The sequence below is a fragment of the Microbacterium sp. E-13 genome (assembly GCF_049912955.1).
Taxonomy (GTDB): domain Bacteria; phylum Actinomycetota; class Actinomycetes; order Actinomycetales; family Microbacteriaceae; genus Microbacterium.
Map to the genome: position 1 here is coordinate 2,756,877 of NZ_CP183973.1, position 15,769 is coordinate 2,772,645.

Here is a 15,769-nt window from a genome sequence, read left to right on the forward strand (position 1 = left end):
CCCTTCTTGGCGAGACAACAGCTGACCGCCGAGACGTGGGGGTTCTCCCTAGGTCTCGGCGGTCAGCTGTCGTCTCGCCGAGCGGGACCTCGATACGCTCGCGGCTAATAGTGCGGGGGCACGTCGCGGCGCAGGCGCTCGTCGTTCGGACCGGATGAGCGGGATGCCTCGCTCCCGTGGCCCTCGGGATCGGTCGGGGAGGCGTCATCCGTCGTCTCATCGCCCGGGGTCGGCTCGGCGGTCGTGCCCGGCGCCGGCGTCAGCTTCGCCCGCCGGGAGCCCCGGACCCGCTCGATCCGCTGCCGGTCACTCGACGACATCGAGGGGCTGGGTCTCGTTGTCGACCCGGGGTGCGTCGGGCGGCACGCCCAGCATCGCCGCGATGCGCTGGGCGACGTCGGCGGGGTCGCGGTAGAGATCGAAGGAGTGCACGCGCACGTAGTGCCAGCCGAGGCGCCGCAGGATCTGCGGCCGGAGACGCAGGGACTCGCGCAGCGACTCCCCGATCGTCTCGGGGTCGCTCTCGACCACGACGGCCTTGCCGTCGTACTGGGCGACGAGCGGCAGGAGCCCGCGGTAGTGCACGTCGACCGAGAGCCCCGCGCGCCGCAGCTCGCGCGCGAGCGCGCGGGTCAGCGGGTCGGCGAGGTCTTCGAGGCGCGCTTCCCGCGAGCGGGCGGCGATGCCGCTGAGGATCGACATGAGCGTGGCCGCGCCGTACTCGAGGCGACCGTCGTCGAACGCGGACGGGCGGATCGACGACACGATCACCATCGAGCGCCGGGCGCGGGTCATGCCGACGGTGAGCAGCCGCTCACCGTCGGGCGACGAAAGGTCCCCGAAATCGCTGAGCACCCGGCCGTGCTTGGTGAGGCCGAAGCCGAGCGAGAAGATCACGCGGTCGCGGCTCTCGGCGACGGACTCCTCGAGCGTGAGCACCGAGAAGGGCTCCGCGGTGTCGCGCGAGACGAAGTCGGCGACGTCGGAGCGACCCGCGAAGGCGGCCTCGACGGCGGTGCGCACCCGCTCGGCGTGACGGGCGCTCGCGGTGACGACCATGAGCGACTCGGTGCCGCGGTTGACCGCGTGCTCGACGACGAGCGTCACGACGCGGGCGACCTCGGAGTCGGGGCTCTCGACGGCGCCGGTGACCGGGTCGGGGGTGCCGTGACCTCCCTCGACGTAGTCGACGGCGAGACTTCCGCGACCGAGGTACGACCCGGCCCACGGCAGCGACACCAGCTCACCGCCGTAGAACGCCTCGTTGACGAGGGCTGCGAGGTCTTCCCCGCCCGCCCGGTACGAGCGCGTGAGCGTCTCGACGGGCAGGAGCTCGGCCAGCCGCTCGAACACGCTCGTCGAGTCGAACGGCACCTCGTCGTCGGCGGCGGGGGCGGCGGGCTCCGTCGTGACGATGGAGGCCGGCGGCGGCACCGCGGCCGAGACGGCCGAGCCCGCCGCGACGTGGAAGGGCGTCGGCTTCTGCGTCACCGGGTCACCGAAGGCGACGACCTGCCCCGCCCGGCGGAGCGCGGGCGCCGCCTCGGCGAGGCACAGGGCCCCGGCATCCGCCAGCACGACGACGTCGAACGAGACCGCGTCGGGAATGCGGGGCACCTCGTAGGGCGAGGCCAGCCACACGGGCGCGAGCGTGCGCGAGAGCATCGGCGCGACGGTCATGAGCTCGGAGGGCGTGATGGCCCCCCGCTTGAGCGCGCGCTTGAGTCCCTCGGCTTCGGCGGCGTGGTCGACGATGCCGATGCGCCACTGCGTCGCCAGATGGGCGGCCAGGAGCGGTCCGGATGCTGCCGCGTGAGCCTCGTCGACGAGCCGGAAGTCGCGCTCGAGCCGGTCGACGACGGCGGTGTTCGCCCCGAGCACGGCGCGGTCGGTGCGCAGCAGCAGCTCGAGCGCGGACTGCCACCACGCGTATTCGAGCTCCGCGGCCACCTGGTCCTCGGGCACGTGGCGCACCGACAGCTCGAGCAGGAGGGGCTCGAGGCCCATCGCCGCGAGCTCGCTGCGCAGCGTCGCGCGCTCCTTGAGGTTGTCGAACACGTCGGAGTCGGCGGCGAGGCCCGCGAGTGTGCGGACGAGCTGCTTGACGGGGAGCGTCGCGAGCCGGTGGGGATCGGTGCGCCCGAGCACGGTGTCGAGTTCGCCGAGCTCCGCCTCGACACGCTGCCACGCGACCTGCACGTCGCCGAGGCCCAGGGGCACCCCGGGCGTGACACCGGGGTCGACGTATCGCTGCCACTCGGTGCGCTGCTGCTGTACTCGCACGAGGGCCTCGTACATATCGGGCACATGCACGCCGGGCCGCAGGTATTCGCGCGAGAGCCGGCGCAGGCGACGCCGGTTCGCGCCGTTCATCTCGGGCGCGTCGCGGCGGGGAGCGTGCGCATGGATGAGCTCTGCGAGCGGCCGCTCGAAGACGGTGAGGCTGAACTTGTCGAGCGAGTCGCGGATGCCGCGCAGCAGACGTACGTAGACCCCGAGCTCGGCGATGGTCCGGAACGGGCGCATGTGCGTCTGCGCGACCATCTCATACCCGCGTTCGAGAAGCGTCGGCACATCGCTGCGGTGCAGCTTGCCTGCCAGGGCATGAGCCCCTCGGGCCTCCTCGACCGTCGCGAACGAGACGCCGTACCAGGGCGAGTCGTCGGGCCCGAACCGGAACTCGCCGAGCCGGGCCGCCGCGGCCAGCTTGGCCGCAGCCTCCTGTCGGCGGTCCGCGAGGCTCGTGAGCGCCGCACTGCCGAAGCGGGTCTCCGTGGCGGGGGCCACGCCCCTCTCGGCCAGCTGGGCGAGCTCGCGGAGGATGTCGAGCACCGACACTCCGAAAGACGGATGCCGCGCCGTCACGGCCGAGCGGTAGTCCCGGAGCACGCCCCGCAGCCGCACGAGGGCGTCGTCGATGTCGGCGACCTTGGGCGCCTCGGCCTTCTCGTTGCGGCCGATCGCCCGGATCAGGTCGCGCTGCAGCCGGTCGGGCGAGACCGCCAGACCCGGGAGCCCGATGCCGGCGAGGCGGTGACGCACGCCGTCGAGCGTGGAGCGCCGGGCACTCACCACGAGCACCCGCTTGCCGTCGCGCACCAGCGATCCGACGGCGTTGATGACGGTCTGGGTGCCGCCGGTGCCGGGAAGCGTGTGGATGATGAGCGACTGACCGTCGGCGATCCGCGCGAGCACGCGCTCCTGCTCCGAGTCGGCGTCGAGCAACAGCATGTCGGCAGCGGGCGCGCGCTCGTCGGGGTTGGTGGGCGCGGGTCCGTCGCGGCGGATCGTGAGCGACTCGCGGTCGGCGACGTGCCCGGCGAGCGCGTTCAGCACCCGGTGGTCGAGGTCGGAGGCGTCGAGCGCCATGTCGCCGCCCACGTCGACGAAGGTCGAGCCGAGCAGGCGGGGCTTCACGGCGAAGCTCTCGATCGACGCGGTCAGCGCGCGAAGGTGATCGATGACAGGCTGGGGCTTGAAGAGGCCGCCCTCGTACGCGAGCGCGGCCAGTCCCCCGGCGTCGATCATGATGCCGAAGTGCGCGCGCAGCGCCCGGACGAGCTGGGGGTTCACGGTGAAGACGCCGTGCAGCTTGAGCTCGAAGTCGCCGTGGTGGCGGCGGATCGCGAGCGGCCGCAGCAGCACCGGCGCGTTCCACGCGGTGCCGCCGATGCGCCAGGTCGCGAGACCGACGGCGAGCCGGACGGTGTCGAGGCCACGGGTGGTGCGCAGCTCCTGGTCCTTCGCCGTGATCCGCTGGGCGGCGAGTCGCGCGTTGCGGAGGGCGACCTCGTCACGGAACAGGTTCGACAGCAGCGTCGAGCGTCCGGTGATGAACTGCGGGAGGCTGCCGGGATGCGCCTTGGTGATCTCTATGGCGGCGTCCTCGCCGTCGATGAAGTGCAGCAGCGTCGATCGTCCGCCCAGAGCGGCGGACTGCAGCCGCAGCCGGTCGCGCTCGGGCTCCGCGACGTGCACGACCGTGACGCCGGGTTCGGCGAGACCGAGATCGCCCGGGGTCACCTCGTACCCGCGCTCGGCGTCTGATGAGCCCAGCACAGCGCTCCGATCTGCTCGCCACACACGTGCCACCCTAAACGCGGCTCGCGCCGCGCACTTGCAATGGACCTGAGTTTCGCGGTATTGCACACGCCGGCCCGCGCCGGATCGACCCTCCTCCCCAGCACGGCGGACCGCGCGTGTTCCCACAGTTCGCGCTCGCAGCCCGCCGCCGCGTCGCGACCCGGGGCCAGGATGGTCGCATGACCAGCCCCGAGCATCCGCCCCGCTACCGCGTCCACCCGTCGCCCATCGGCGACATCCTGATCGTCGCGACCGCCGATGGCATCGTGACGCTCCATCCCTTCGACGGCCCCCTGCATGGCGAGATCGAGCGTGTCGCACTGCAGCTGCGCGAGGTTCCCCTCCCCGCAGACGAGACGCATGCCACATCGTCCCGGTCCGGCAGGTCTTCCGGCGCGGCCGCATTCGACGACGTCTTCGACCGCGCGATCACGCAGTTGGAGGAGTACTTCGACGGTGATCGGGAGCGCTTCGACCTCGAGCTGGACTGGCGGCTGGTGCGGGGATTCCACCGCGACGCGCTCGAGGCGGTTCGCGACATCCCCTACGGCGAGACCGCGTCGTATGGCGAGGTCGCGATCGCCGCGGGCATCCCCCGCGCCGCTCGTGCCGTGGGCACGGCGTGCGCGACGACACCCTTCTCGATCGTCGTGCCGGTGCACCGGGTGGTGCGCGCCGACGGCTCGCTCGGCGAGTACGGCGGGCGGCCCGACCTGAAGAGGTTCCTGCTCGAGCTCGAGCAGGGGCCGGCGATTCCCGAGGCGCCCCGCGCCGGGGTCGCGGCACCGAAGGCGGCGGGCGTGTAGGCCGCCCGCACGCCACGAGGCCCGGGCGGCTCTTCCGCCCGGGCCTCGCAGAGCCGACACGATCATGAGCACGTCGACCACCGCCACGACGATCGACTGGCCGAATGGACCGCGCCCCGAGTGGTAGGGTCGGCGCTACGAAAGGCGGCGAAGGCGCCGTCACCCCCGGAAGTAGGTAGTCGTGGGCGTGTCCTCCCCGCATCGCGCACCGACCCCCGATCGCAGTCGCGCGGGGGTCCGCTCCGCTGTCGGCACGGTGGCCGGTGCTGCGGGCGATGCCCAGGTGCTCGATCACGCCGTCGCCGAACTGGTGCGCCGTACCCGCTTTCCCGTCGCTTTCGGCGGACTCGCCTCCGGCGACGCCGTCCACGTCACCTCGATCCACGGCGCCCGCACCCGCCGGCTCGAGGGCCTCGTCGTCGAGGCGTCCCGTGGACTCGGCGGCCGTGCCCTCGTCGAGAAGCGCCCTCGGCTCGCACTGGATTACCGCTCGTCGCGCAGCATCACGCACGACTACGACCGCGCCGTGCTGGGGGAAGGCATCTCCACGCTGTTCGCGCTTCCGATCATGGTCGCCGGCCGAGCCCGGGGCGTGATCTACTGCGGCTCATGGTCGGAGTCGCCCGTCGGCGACGTCGTCGCCCGGCCCGCCTTCGCCGTCGCGGAGGAGCTCTCGAGCGAACTGCGCATCCGCGACGAGGTGCAGCGCAGGCTGACCCTCTCCCCCACCGGCACCGGATCCGTCACGATGCCCGCGACGACACGGGAGGAGCTGCGCGAGACGTACGCCGAGTTGCGCAGCATCACGGCGATCGTCGACGACCCGGCTGTGCGAGCCCGGCTCGATCGCCTCGAGCAGCGGCTCGCCGCCCTGTCGCACGACGACACCGAGCAATCGCTCGATCTCGACGTGCGGCTTTCGCCCCGCGAGGTCGACGTGCTCGCCTGCGCCGCATTGGGCTCGACCAACGCCGAGATCGCCGCGACGCTCGAACTCAGAGAAGGCACGGTCAAGTCGTACCTGCAATCGGCGATGGCGAAATTGGATGCCTCCACCCGCCACGCCGCGGTGGTCACCGCACGCCGCGCCGGCCTCCTTCCCTGAGTTCTCTGCAGCTCGGGAAAGAAAGGCCCGGCAGACCGGTCATCGCGCAACGCAATTCACCTCGCACCCGAATTGCTTCAGTCCGCGAATTCACGATCTCCTCATCGTAGGCGTGAGCAATTTGGCGTATTGTGACATTCATGGCCCGAAGAATTGTTCACCAGCTCGTCGACGACCTCGACGGGACCCTCCTCGAATCCGGCGAAGGCGAGACGGTTCTGTTCTCGCTCGACGGTGTCGCATACGAGATCGACCTCACCGCCGACAACGCCGCCGCTCTCCGTGGCGCACTGGAGCGCTACACCCAGGCGGCTCGCACCGTCTCGACCTCGCGAGGGGCGACGAATTCCGGCTCGTCCGGACGTAGGCGCCGCCGGAGCGGTCAGCAGGATTACAGCGGCGTGCGGGAATGGGCGAAGAAGAACGGGTACCAGGTGTCGGAACGCGGCCGGGTTCCGGCATCCGTTCTGGAAGCGTACGAGGCGGCGCACTGACGCACGCCGCCTCGTAATTCCCGCTTTCACACCCGGGTGAGCTGGAAGAGGATTTCGTCGACTTTCTCTTTCGCGTCGCCGAAGAGCATCTGGGCGTTGTCGCGGGAGAAGAGCGGATTGGGCACGCCGGCGTAACCGGACGCCATGGAGCGTTTGAACACGATGACGTTGTCCGCTTCCCACACGCGGAGTACCGGCATGCCGGCGATGGGGCTGCCGGGGTCTTCGGCGGCGGCGGGGTTGACGGTGTCGTTCGCGCCGATGACGAGTACGACGTCCACACCGGACAGGTCGTCGTTGATCTCGTCCATTTCGAGGACGATGTCGTAGGGCACTTTTGCTTCGGCCAGCAGCACGTTCATGTGGCCGGGCAGGCGTCCGGCGACGGGGTGGATGCCGAATCTCACGTCCACGCCGCGCTCGCGCAGTTTGGCGACGAGGTCGGCGACGCCGTGCTGGGCTTGGGCGACGGCCATGCCGTAGCCGGGGGTGATGACCACGGTGGAGGCGCCGGCGAGCAGGTCGGCGGCGGCTTCCGCGTCGATCTCGCGGTGCTCGCCGTGCGCCTGGTCGCCGTCTGTGCGGGGCGCTGCGATGCCGAACCCGCCGGCGATGACGGACAGGAACGACCGGTTCATCGCCTTGCACATGATGTACGACAGGTAGGCGCCGGAGGAGCCGACGAGCGCGCCGGTGACGATGAGCAGGTCGTTGTTCAGCAGGAACCCGGCGGCGGCGGCCGCCCACCCGGAGTAGCTGTTGAGCATGGAGACGACCACGGGCATGTCGCCGCCGCCGATCGAGGCGACCAGATGCCAGCCGAGCGCGAGCGCCAGCAGCGTGACGGCGACCAGCAGCCACAGCTCGGGGGTGATCACGTACCAGACCGTGAGCACCAGGAACAGGGCCAGCGCGCCGAGGTTGAGGGCGTTCTTGCCGGGCAGCATCAGCGGTTTGGACGAGATCCGGGCGGAGAGCTTGAGGAACGCCACGATCGACCCGGTGAAGGTGACCCCGCCGATGAACACGCCGATGAACACCTCGGCGTGGTGGATGTCGGCCAGCGCCCCGGTCAGCCCGGTGTCGGAGAGGGCGCCGTTCCAGCCCACCAGCACCGCGGCGAGCCCGACGAACGAGTGCAGCAGCGCGATCAGCTCCGGCATCCCGGTCATCTGCACGATCCGCGCCCGCCACAGCCCGATCGCCGCGCCGATCAGCACCGCCACGACCAGCAACGTCAGCCCGAGCGCCCCGGACGGGGTGTCCCAGGCGCCGGCGGCGACCAGCACCACCGTCGCGATCAACGCGATCGCCATCCCGATGATGCCGAAGGTCACCCCGCGGCGGGAGGTTTCGTGTTTACTCAGCCCGGCGAGGCTGAGGATGAACAGCAGCGCCGCGACGATATACGCCGCCCCGGCGATCTGACCGGCGACCGCGATCATCGGGTCTCACCCTTCTGGAACATCGCGAGCATGCGACGGGTCACGGCGAAACCGCCGAAGATGTTGATCGACGCCAGCAGCACCGCCACCGCGGCAAGGACCTGCACGGTCAGGTCGGGCAGCGTGATCTGCACCATCGCGCCGACCACGATGATGCCCGAGATCGCGTTCGTCACACTCATCAACGGCGTGTGCAGCGCGTGCGCGACATGCCCGATGACGTAGAACCCGACCACGACCGCCAACGTCAGCACCAGGAAATGCTGCGGCAACGGCGGCGGCGCGAACGCGCACACCGCGAACAGTCCCGCGATCCCCGCCACGATCAACCCCGCCCGGGTGCCCGCCGACAACGGCCTCCTCCCCGCCACCGCCCCGGTCGCCGAGCCCGCCGCAGCGCCCTGGGGGGCAGCATCCGTCGCCGTCACCGCCGGGGCGGCGGAGACCTGCACCGGCGGCGGCGGCCAGGTCACCGCACCGTCACGCACCACCGTGACCGTCCGCTGCACGACATCATCGAAGTCCAGCACCAGCTGCCCGTCCTTACCCGGGGTGAGCAGCTTCACCAGGTTGGCCAGGTTCGTCGCGAACAACTGCGACGCCTGCTGCGGCAACCGCCCCGGCAGATCCGTATACCCCAGGATCACCACACCGTTGTCGGTCACCACCCGCTCCCCCGGCACCGACCCCGCCACATTGCCGCCCTGGCCCGCGGCCATATCGACGATCACACTGCCCGGCTTCATGCTCGCCACATCCGCGGCGGTGATCAGCCGCGGCGCCGGCCGACCCGGGATCAACGCCGTGGTGATGATGATGTCGACATCCGCGGCCTGCTCCGAGTAGATCTCCGCCGCACGCCGGTCATACGCCTGGCTGGTCGCCTTCGCATACCCGTCGGCCGACACCTGCTGCGCCTCCTCCGGCACCACCACCGGCAGGTACTCGCCACCGATCGACCGGACCTGGTCGGCGACCTCCGGCCGCGGGTCCGTGGCCCGCACGATCGCGCCCAGGCTGGACGCGGCGCCGATCGCCGCCAGCCCCGCCACCCCGGCACCCGCGATCAGCACCTTCGCCGGCGGCACCTTGCCCGCAGCCGTCACCTGCCCCGTGAAGAACCGGCCGAACTCGTGCGCCGCCTCCACCACCGCCCGATACCCCGCGATATTCGCCATCGAGCTCAGCACGTCCATCGACTGCGCCCGCGAGATCCGCGGCACCGCGTCCAACGCGATCGCCGTGATCCCCCGCGTCGCCAGCGCCTCCACCAGCTCCGGCCGCAACGCCGGGCTCAGCATCGCGATGATGGTCGCCCCATCGGCCAGCCGGTCGATCTCCTCCCGCGTGGGCGGATTCACCTTCAGCACGATCGGCGACGACCACGCCGCCGTCCCGCGGATCACCGTCGCCCCCGCACGCACGTAGGCGGCGTCCGGGAACGACGACGCCGCGCCCGCCCCCGACTCGACGACGACGTCGTAACCCAGGGCGATCAGCTTCGGGACGGTATTCGGAGTCGCCGCGACCCGGGACTCCCCGGGCCCCTCGGCGACGATGCCAATGCGGGTCATGCGATCCTCTGATTCGGATGGGACACAGATGCTGCGAGCGCCCTCCTCGGCGCTCGCGACGACGCCTCCACCATGTCAGACCGCGGCACGTATCCCGTGCGCATGACACCCGACACCATGTCAAGAATCACAGATCTTGCCGTCGAGGCAACAGCATCCGCGTCGTTCGCCCGTCCCCCGCCGGGCTCAGGTGGCGCAACACGCCGTATCGCGTCGGCCCATCCGGCGTGTCGTGCCACCTGAGCACGGGCCAGCCGGCGGGATGCCGGGAGCTGTCAGGCGGTGGCGAGCTGGACGTTGGGGAGCTCGCTGCCGTAGTGCGCCCGCATCCAGGTCTTGCGTTCGAGGTCTTCGATGACGGCCGTCGTGAAGTCCACGTCGTACAGCGCCTGGCACGAGCCGAGGCCGCCGGGCGAGAAGACGTTGACCTCCATGAGCTTGTCGCCTGCGATGTCGAGGCCGACGAGGAACATGCCGTCGATGAGCAGCTTGGGGCGCACGGCATCCACCAGCTGCAGCATGTCATCGGTGACCTTCACCGCCTCGGCCGTTCCGCCCACCGACATGTTCGACCGCACGTCGGTCTCGCCCGGCCGCCGGCGGAACGCCGCGTAGACCCCGTCGATCTCGAGCGGCCGGCCGTTCATGACGAACATCCGCACGTCGCCCTCGGCGGCTGCCGGGAGGTACTCCTGCGCCACCACGTATCCATCGCGAGCGATCGCCTCGACGATCTGGGCGATGTTCCGCTCCTGCTGCAGGTCGACCAGGAACACGCCGGAGCCACCGGACCCCTGCAGGGGCTTGAGCACGGCACGACCGCCGAGCTCGTCGATGAACTCGCGCACCCGCTCTTCGTCACGGGAGATCAGCGTGCGCGGGCGCACGATCTCGGGGAAATGCTGGAAGTACGCCTTCGACATGGCGTCGGACAGAGAGCGCGGATCGTTGACCACCAGCACGCCGGTCTCGGCGATGAGCCGGCCGAAGGCCAGTCCGGCCGTGCTCGCCCAGGCGCTCTCGCCGGCTTCGGCGGCGGGATCGGCGCGGAGCATGAGCACGTCGAAGTCGCCGAGCTGCGTGCGCTGCCGCGTCGTGGACTGCACGTCGTCGAGGTAGCGGTCGAGCGACCGGTAGCGCTTGCCTGCCGGAGTGGCGGCGGCGATCGCCGAGAGCGACCCGTCGGGTTCGTACCCGAAGTCGCGGAGCCCCATGACCGACACGTCGTGTCCGAGAGCCGCAGCCCTCATCGCGAGGCGCGTGGTCGTGTAGACGGGCTGCTCGGTGGCGATGTCGTTGACGACGAAGCCGATTCTCATCTGAACTCCTCAAAGGGGTGGCGGGGGTGGAGGGCGCATTTCACGGCTGGCCGCCGTCGTCGGGCAGCGCCGAGGCATTGACCAGCGAGACGAGGTCGTCGACAGCGGCGGCATGGCGAAGGCGGCCGGCGGATTCGGGCTCGGACAGGTACCGCGGCATGAGCCGCGCGGGGGCGAGGAGGCCCCGAGCGGCGAGGTTCTCGACGAGCGGAAGGTCTTCGAGTGAGAACTTGCCGAGGAACAGCAGGTCCAGCGTGCCGCCGCGCGCCACGTGCTCGAGGAGGGCGACCAGTCCGCGCAGGTAGATGGCGTCCTTGGTGAAGCCGCCCGCGCGGTGAACCCGCATGGCGACGCTGTACGCGCTTCCGGCAGGCAGCCCGTAGCCCGTGAGCAGGCGGTGCGTCTCGACGAAGCTTGCCCCGCCCACCACGGCGTGCACGGCCACCACCCTCGCGGCGAGCTGACGCAGCCGCGAGGCGGTCAGCCCGCCGCAGGCGATCTCGGCGAGAACGGCAAGGCCTTCCTGCGTCTCGTCGTAGTGCGCGAGTCCGGCGCCCAGCATGCGGATGGGCTGGGCGAGGCCGTTCACGTGCGTGACGAGGTGCGTGCCCACCTCGTGCTGCAGGAGGGCGTTCACGCGCGCACCCGCCACGGCGGCGTTGTGCGAGATGAGGAGCGTGTCGCCCTCGACGAGCACGCCCGAGACATCGTCGCGGATCTCGGCGTGCAGATGAGCGTCGGGGTCGATCGACCGGTAGTGCGCGATCTCGGCCTTCGCCGCGGCGAGGAACTCCTGCGCGCCGACGGAGTCGCTCTCCAGCCGTCCGTGCGGAAGGCGGTGCAGCAGATCCTCGGCGGTGCTCACGAGAGCGGGTAGCACGGGACCGTACTGCGCGATCGAGAGCTGCAGGAACTCCGGGGTGTTCCGGGCGCGCAGCATCTGGACGCGAAGCGTCATCTCACGCTGCCGGCTTCGGAGCAGCGCCGCGAGCGTCGTGTCGGTCACCGCATCGAGCGGCAGCGCATCCACCTGAGCGTCCAGCACATCGGGGTCGACGTCGAGGGGCCGGTACTCGAACACCGGATCGGTCTCGGGTTGGGCGAGGAACCCTGCGCGCACCTCATCCGCGTTGACCGGCGTCATCTCGAGGAGGAACCGCACACTGCCCGCCAGCGCGGCCATCGCGTGGTCGGCCCCCAGATCGGCGGGTGAGAAGGCGCCGACGTCGATGACGTCGGTCTCGGGTCCCACGGCATCGCCGTGATGGGCCGGCTCTGAGGTCACGAGATCGCCACCTCGCGAAGAGCCATTTCGAGCGACGGAATGGTGGATGCCAGCGCCCGGGCGAGTTCGTCGATGCGCGCCCGATCGGCCCGGCCGGTCCATTCGTCCATGAAGGTCTTCTTGAACTCGAGCGCGAGCACGACCGCCCGGTCGGGATAGCGGGCGTGCGTCCAGGCGGCGAGCTGCCGGCCGCGGAAGCGCACGTTCTCGCGAACGTCGAGCGGGCCCGACGACGTGCCGGTGGTCGAGAGCGACTCGATGAACACGTCGACCACGGCCCCGAACCGGTCGCGGTCGAGCGAGCCCGTGCCCACGTTGACCTCGGGGTTCTCCTCGGGCGGCGCCTCCGCGGCATCCGCGCCATCGCGCCGATGGTTGTACGAGTGCACGTCGAATACCACGAACGGGCCGCGCTCGGCCACCCGGTCCAGATGCCGCGCCAGCTCAGCGTAGAAAGCGTCGTACACCTCGAGCGAACCGGCGACGATCGACTCGTCGAGCGGTGGATTGCGGACCACCTCGAGGCCCCACGCCTCCTCCGCCGTGCGATAGACGGCCTCCTCGCGCGAGCGATTGAGATCGACCTCGAAGCGGGACCGGTTCACGATCACGCGGGCCGGGATGAGCGCCCCCAGCTCATCGGTGTGCGGATCTTCTTCGCGGAGCCTGTCGTCTTCCGGAAGCACGAGCTCGGCCGCCATCTCGGGCCGCACATCGTGGCCGTTGTGGATGGCCGTCGCGACGGACTGCCCGCTCCAGTCACCGGTGAACTCGAACGGCGGTCTCTCGATCGTTCGCATTCGCACATTGTTGCCGTGACGCCAGGGGCTCTCAAGGGCTTGCGCGGAGACCTACATGATGCGTTCCACGGGGCGGGCTCTCGGGAGTCGCACAGTGCGAAGACGTACTCGGCGTGATCCGGTGCGACCAGGTCCCGGTCTCGGGAGACGCTCGACGCGAGTTCGAAAGCACGGGTTGTGAGAGAACGCCGAGACCTGCACCATGAGGGCTGATGCGAGAAGACATGAGAGCCGTCGTCTACGACCGTTATGGCGGACCCGAGCAGCTGCGGGTCGAGGACGCGCCGGTTCCGACGCCGCGCACCGGCGAGGTGCTCGTGCAGGTCGTCGCCACCGGTGTCAACCTGAGCGACTGGGAGGCGCTTCGGGGCAGTCCCGCATACGCACGGCTGGGCGGACTGACGCGCCCGAGGCGCCGAACACTCGGATCCGACATCGCCGGCCGTGTCGCCGCTCTCGGACCCGGATCGACCAGGTTTCGCGTCGGTGACGAGGTGTTCGGAGATGTCCTGATGCGCAAAGGCGGGTTCGCCGAATACGCCATCGCGGGCGAGGGCGAGCTCGCCCTCAAGCCGCCCTCCCTCTCCTTCATCGAGGCCGCCACGATCCCGCAGTCCGGCGCGATCGCGCTCCAGGCGGTCGCCCATGCGGAAGCCGGCGACCGGATGCTCGTGAACGGCTCGGGCGGAGGGACCGGCATGTTCGCCCTGCAGCTGGCCCGCAGCGCCGGAGTCGTCGTCACGGGTGTCGACAACGCCGCCAAGCTGGAGTTCATGCGGTCGATGGGAGCGGACAGCGTCATCGACTACCGCACGGAGGACTTCACGCGCACCGGCCCGTACGACCTCATCATCGACCTCGTCGCCTCGCGCTCGGTCTACGCATATCGTCGCGCGCTCGCCGCCCGCGGGCGCTACTTCATCGTGGGAGGCACGGTGCGCGCGCTCTTGCGCATCGTCACGATCGGGGCGTTGATCGGCGCCGTGAGCGGCAGGCGGCTCGGCGTACTTGCGGTGCGCCAAGGCCCTCCGCACTTCGCGCCACTCGTCGAGCGCTGTGCTTCCGGGGAGGTGCGAATCTCGATCGACCCCGTGTTCCCGCTCGACCAGACGCCCGCCGCGCTGGCACGGGTGGGTACCGGCCAGGCACTCGGCAAGGTCGTGGTCGCGGTGCAGACCGCTGCCGGCTGACTGCGGCGGTCAGCCAGCTGTCTCGCCGTCGGTAGAATCGATCAGCCAGCCTCTGTAGCTCAATGGAAGAGCAGTTGCGTCCTAAGCAAACGGTTGGGGGTTCGAGTCCCTCCAGGGGCACCGTCTTTTTTTGCCTCTGACCAGGTATTTCTTCTGTGGTCAGACCACTCAGATTGCGTTTTTGGCCGCATTTTGGCCGCATTTGAGTTTGCTATGAGCCGGAACCGAGGCAGATTCGACGCCCTTCACGGAGCCTCGTTCGGCGCCTCAGAACGACGAAATCGAGCAATTCAGGCGTCCTGAGCCTCGTCGAAAAGTTGAGCAATCTGCTCTCCGACGTCACGTCGGCCGGGCGTAGCGGGTCTGCGGACTTGACGGCAGCGCCACGAGCGGCATGGCGTCGTTGAGGCGCGATGCGACGGCATCCAGATCGTCGTCGAAGAGGTCGGCGTAGGTGTCGAGCGTCATTGCCGCCGACGCGTGTCCCAGCATCCGCTGCACGGCCTTCACGTTTGCGCCGGAGCTGATCGCGAGCGATGCGGCGGTGTGGCGCAGGTCGTGAGGCGTCAGCCGCGGGATCGACGGGTCCACAGCTTGCGCACGGCGGACCGCGTTCGCGAACCATCCCTGTGCGCCTGAGTTGCGCATGTGGTTGACGCCGTCGCCGAACAGCAGTCCTTCCGGGCCCTTGCCGGCGCACGCCTGCTCGATCATCGGATCGAGCCGTGCGGGGTAAGGCACCGAGCGCTTTTCGTGCGTCTTGGGCGTGCCGACGTGGATCTCGTACGCGATCATCACCGCGTTCTCCTCGATCACGAAGCGTCGACGGAGGCGGTTCACGCTCCGCACGCGCAGCCCGGTCGCCTCGCCCCACCGAAGGCCGGTGTAGGCCAAGGTCAGGATCATCGTCGGATGCGCCGAGCATGCCGCCAACGTCGCCACCTGGTCGTGCGAGAGATAGACGCGGCGCTTGGCCGGGCCGCTCCGAGGGAGATTGCGGATGTGGCGCGCCGGATTGCTCGCAAGGCGACGATCATCGATCGCGACATCGAGGATGCCGGCGAGGACTCCCAGCGCGCGAAGAACGACCGTGCGCGACTTCTGCGTCGCGAGCTCTGACACCCAGTCTTGAACTTCGGACCGCCGGATAGACCAGATCTCTCTGTCTGCCCAGACGGGAGCGACGTGGTTCTTCCACGCCCGCTCAAGCGTCATGTAGTACGAAGGCTTCGACATCGGCGGCTGCTTCGACCGCAGCCAACTATCGGCGAACATCCGGACCGGCACCCGCGACGCCACGGGATCGATGTACTCGCCCTTCGACTTGGACACGGTGACCATGGACAGGTAGAGCTTCGCCTCGCGCATCGTCGTGAAGCCGCGCTTCTGCGCTTCGGTGCGATCAGGCTTGCGGTAGCGCACGCGATAGCGGCGGCCCTGCGCTGTTTCGTACGGGGTGATAGTGCCCATCTCGACCTCCGATCGATGCCGGGTTGAGGGTCGGTATCGGGCCAGTGTCGAACATGGATCGGATGCCGTCAACGCGGCCGGTGACAGATGTGGATAGATGGCGGGAAACGTCGTCAACTGTCTTTGGAGGAGAAGGCGCCTCCCTCCGACGGCAAGAGTGTAGCGATCGGTCACGCCTCCGCTCTCGCCGCTCACTCC

Annotated in this window: 12 protein-coding genes and 1 tRNA gene; 5 read left to right on the forward strand and 8 right to left on the reverse strand. The window is 69.9% G+C overall.

Annotated elements, in window-relative coordinates; all coding sequences use genetic code 11:
* Positions 1 to 104: 104 nt before the first annotated feature.
* Both ACN9MP_RS12705 and ACN9MP_RS12710 read right to left on the reverse strand, forming a co-directional pair.
* Positions 105 to 320, reverse strand: a complete 216-nt coding sequence (locus tag ACN9MP_RS12705; protein ID WP_426320696.1) for a hypothetical protein — start codon at positions 318 to 320, stop codon at positions 105 to 107.
* Entirely contained in the window at positions 307 to 4,056 is a 3,750-nt protein-coding gene (locus tag ACN9MP_RS12710; protein ID WP_426326015.1) for an AAA family ATPase, read from the reverse strand. Before ACN9MP_RS12710 ends, ACN9MP_RS12705 begins: the two co-directional genes overlap by 14 nt.
* Positions 4,057 to 4,262: 206 nt before the next feature.
* On the opposite strand from ACN9MP_RS12710, the gene ACN9MP_RS12715 reads away from it, so the two are divergent.
* The 3 genes from ACN9MP_RS12715 (at position 4,263) to ACN9MP_RS12725 (ending at position 6,488) form a co-directional block, all read left to right on the forward strand.
* Positions 4,263 to 4,889: a methylated-DNA--[protein]-cysteine S-methyltransferase gene (locus tag ACN9MP_RS12715; RefSeq protein ID WP_426320697.1), complete on the forward strand. Its 627-nt coding sequence runs from the start codon at positions 4,263 to 4,265 to the stop codon at positions 4,887 to 4,889.
* Positions 4,890 to 5,076: 187 nt separating this feature from the next.
* Positions 5,077 to 5,994, forward strand: a complete 918-nt coding sequence (locus ACN9MP_RS12720; RefSeq protein ID WP_426326017.1) for a LuxR C-terminal-related transcriptional regulator — start codon at positions 5,077 to 5,079, stop codon at positions 5,992 to 5,994.
* 140 nt (positions 5,995 to 6,134) lie between these two features.
* Positions 6,135 to 6,488: a histone-like nucleoid-structuring protein Lsr2 gene (locus tag ACN9MP_RS12725; protein ID WP_426320698.1), complete on the forward strand. Its 354-nt coding sequence runs from the start codon at positions 6,135 to 6,137 to the stop codon at positions 6,486 to 6,488.
* Between the two features lie 26 nt (positions 6,489 to 6,514).
* Here the strand turns inward: ACN9MP_RS12725 and pntB are convergent, their stop codons facing one another.
* The 5 genes from pntB to ACN9MP_RS12750 form a co-directional block, all read right to left on the reverse strand.
* Positions 6,515 to 7,933, reverse strand: coding sequence for a Re/Si-specific NAD(P)(+) transhydrogenase subunit beta (gene pntB, locus ACN9MP_RS12730; RefSeq protein ID WP_426320699.1), 1,419 nt, complete (start codon positions 7,931 to 7,933; stop codon positions 6,515 to 6,517).
* Complete coding sequence (locus tag ACN9MP_RS12735) at positions 7,930 to 9,507, reverse strand: Re/Si-specific NAD(P)(+) transhydrogenase subunit alpha (RefSeq protein ID WP_426320700.1); 1,578 nt, start codon at positions 9,505 to 9,507, stop codon at positions 7,930 to 7,932. The genes pntB and ACN9MP_RS12735 overlap by 4 nt, the downstream gene beginning before the upstream one ends.
* A gap of 275 nt (positions 9,508 to 9,782) precedes the next feature.
* On the reverse strand, positions 9,783 to 10,826 hold the full coding sequence (locus ACN9MP_RS12740) for a glutathione synthetase (protein ID WP_426320701.1): 1,044 nt from the start codon (positions 10,824 to 10,826) through the stop codon (positions 9,783 to 9,785).
* A 40-nt stretch (positions 10,827 to 10,866) separates the two neighbouring features.
* Entirely contained in the window at positions 10,867 to 12,111 is a 1,245-nt protein-coding gene (locus ACN9MP_RS12745) for a tyrosine/phenylalanine carboxypeptidase domain-containing protein (protein ID WP_426320702.1), read from the reverse strand.
* Positions 12,108 to 12,911 (reverse strand): N-formylglutamate amidohydrolase, encoded by an 804-nt coding sequence (locus ACN9MP_RS12750; protein WP_426320703.1) that lies wholly within the window; start codon positions 12,909 to 12,911, stop codon positions 12,108 to 12,110. Before ACN9MP_RS12750 ends, ACN9MP_RS12745 begins: the two co-directional genes overlap by 4 nt.
* A 224-nt stretch (positions 12,912 to 13,135) precedes the next feature.
* Here ACN9MP_RS12750 and ACN9MP_RS12755 point away from each other — a divergent pair, with 224 nt between their 5' ends.
* Together ACN9MP_RS12755 and ACN9MP_RS12760 are read left to right on the forward strand one after the other, a co-directional pair.
* The gene (locus tag ACN9MP_RS12755; protein ID WP_426320704.1) at positions 13,136 to 14,101 is read left to right on the forward strand and encodes an NAD(P)-dependent alcohol dehydrogenase; all 966 of its coding nucleotides are present in this window, start codon (positions 13,136 to 13,138) and stop codon (positions 14,099 to 14,101) included.
* Between the two features lie 48 nt (positions 14,102 to 14,149).
* Positions 14,150 to 14,221: transfer RNA gene (locus ACN9MP_RS12760), tRNA-Arg, on the forward strand.
* 219 nt (positions 14,222 to 14,440) lie between these two features.
* Here ACN9MP_RS12760 and ACN9MP_RS12765 read toward each other — a convergent pair.
* Entirely contained in the window at positions 14,441 to 15,571 is a 1,131-nt protein-coding gene (locus ACN9MP_RS12765; RefSeq protein ID WP_426320706.1) for a tyrosine-type recombinase/integrase, read from the reverse strand.
* Between the last annotated feature and the right edge of the window lie 198 nt (positions 15,572 to 15,769).